Raw genomic sequence first — 2,011 nt, 5'->3', positions numbered from 1 at the left:
TCTTTCTTCGCCACAGGTCATTTCGCTGGTACACTATATTCTGCAGGCCGGTGAGTCATCCGATGCGCAGGCTTTTATACGAGAGCTGGCGCACCGGGTACCGCAACATGAGGAAGAACTGATGACGATCGCACAACAGCTTGAACAGAAGGGCATCGAGAAGGGCATCCAGCTTGGGCGGCAGGAAGGCGTGCTTGAAGGTAAGCTTCAGGTGGCCCGCACCATGCTTGCCAGCGGCATCGATCGCGACGCGGTCATGAACATGACCGGCCTGAGTGCCGACGACCTGGCGCAGATCCGCCACTAATCCTTTCCTGACATTCCCTGTCTCGCCATCAGCGTATACTGGAGGGGCAGGGAGGGATCAGGCTCAGCCTGCCACCCACAGCGATCTAACAGCTTCGCCAGACCGGCCACATTGCCGGTCAGACGCGCCATCAGCGGGTTCACCTGCCGGCCACCGTCGTCAAAAGCCACATCAAGGTTAGTCCGTGAGAGATAAACACCGTTCACGACGGCGTTCAGGGCAATGGCATACCGCCCTGACCACTCCCTGTCGCTCAGCAGGCGGTAATTCCAGTGCATGTCTTTCGCGGTTTCCAGGGCATAGGTCAGCCGGAACAGGTCGTTTTGCTCAGACAGTTCGCCGGTGCAGGAGCGCCATAGGTAATTCAGCTTGCTGGTCAGCTTCGCACTGACACCCAGCTGGCGCCCCTGTTTCAGCAGCCACTCCACATCAGGAGTGACGTCGCGCGAAAAGCGCCGCTGCTTCAGTGCGGTGGACAGCCAGCGGGTAAGAAAGAGGTTTTCCTGCGCCGGTGAGAGAACACCACCATCCTTTCTGGCCAGCGCAAGCGCCACCAGGGCGCACCATGCCAGATGGCCCGATTTTTCTGTCAGCGTCACGCCGGTTCACTTCCTGCAGGAAATACCATCCTGGTCTGCCATAAAACGGGCAGGATCAAACGGCCAGCGTTTATCCCCCTGTGAGTACACCTCAATCCACTTCAGCGTTCCCTGCTCAAAACAGAGGTGACAGCCGTCACTGGCGGTCATGGTAAACGAACCATGAGAATTTGTATCCGCGTTCCCGCCGACATCAGACTGCCACTTCAGAAGTCTCCCTTCAGCAGAGACCTCATAAAATTCACATTCGCAGCTCAGGTCTTTGGTCTGGTATTCAGATTCTGTTCCGCCGTCCGGCATGCGGTAGCGAAAGGTGACCGTATCAAACATGCCCATAAGTCAGTCTCCTTTAATTCTCATCCATTTCACGCTGCAGCTGACACCAGTACTCTGCAATATCGCTCACCACCCGCGCCGTCATCACGGCATCAGTGACGGCAGAGTGTGCCTGCCCGGTCCAGCTCAGACCGGACTGGCTGACGGCAGCGGCAAGCGATATTGTACCGTAACGGTTGGTGGCACCGTAATACCCGGCCGCCAGGCGCATGGCGCAGTACACCGTCAGGGTGTCCAGCCAGCTGGCAGGGTCGTTATGCGCTGCCGCTGCCTGCTTCAGAATCCGCGTATCAAAATCAGCATTGAAAATAACCAGCGGGCGCCGGCCGATATGGTGCTGCAGCTGCTGCGCAATATCGGGCCACGATGGCGCACTGACCAGATGGCCACTCAGGACACCCGGGATATTATCGCAGTGGCCATGAAAAACCTGGAGCACATCTGGCGGGATGGCCATCGATATGCAAAGGCGGACGTGATGTTGGGTGATTTCAGCTCGGGTGCCACGGCCCAGCTGTCGCTGTTTGACGATCGCCCTCCCCGCCCGGCCAGCGCGCAGCTGATGAGCGTGCTGGATAAGGTGAATAACTCCGGGCTGGGGAAACTGTGGTTTGCAGGTCAGGGGGTGAATCCGGAATGGCAGATGAAAAGAGAAATGTTGTCACCCGCCTGGACTACACGTTGGGATGATCTCCCTGTCGCTCATGTGACTTGAACAGGCAATCATTCAGTATCCCATCCAGTCAAAACTCGAAATAATAACCAGTTA

General features: G+C 57.3%; 3 protein-coding genes and 2 pseudogenes. 2 read left to right on the top strand and 3 right to left on the bottom strand.

The genetic code is table 11. From position 1 onward, the window contains the following. A partial coding sequence (locus GSQ70_RS03875; protein ID WP_158785201.1) for an Rpn family recombination-promoting nuclease/putative transposase occupies positions 1–307 on the top strand: 307 nt, incomplete at its 5' end. Here the strand turns inward: GSQ70_RS03875 and GSQ70_RS03870 are convergent. The 3 genes and pseudogenes from GSQ70_RS03870 to GSQ70_RS03860 all read right to left on the bottom strand — a co-directional run. Then, entirely contained in the window at positions 304–906 is a 603-nt protein-coding gene (locus GSQ70_RS03870; protein ID WP_158781316.1) for a DUF2913 family protein, read from the bottom strand. The two genes, GSQ70_RS03875 and GSQ70_RS03870, sit on opposite strands and share 4 nt — an antisense overlap. A gap of 6 nt (positions 907–912) precedes the next feature. After that, positions 913–1,242, bottom strand: a complete 330-nt coding sequence (locus GSQ70_RS26325; RefSeq protein WP_158781315.1) for a hypothetical protein — start codon at positions 1,240–1,242, stop codon at positions 913–915. Between the two features lie 13 nt (positions 1,243–1,255). After that, positions 1,256–1,624 (bottom strand): annotated as a pseudogene (locus GSQ70_RS03860) (3'-5' exonuclease); the annotation flags it as partial. Between the two features lie 6 nt (positions 1,625–1,630). Between GSQ70_RS03860 and GSQ70_RS03855 the strand changes: the two are divergent. Continuing rightward, a pseudogene (locus GSQ70_RS03855) lies at positions 1,631–1,957 on the top strand (DUF4113 domain-containing protein); the annotation flags it as partial. Between the last annotated feature and the right edge of the window lie 54 nt (positions 1,958–2,011).

The organism is Pantoea sp. BAV 3049, assembly GCF_009765445.1.
Lineage (GTDB): Bacteria > Pseudomonadota > Gammaproteobacteria > Enterobacterales > Enterobacteriaceae > Erwinia.
This window is presented reverse-complemented; position numbering and strand designations above follow the sequence as displayed.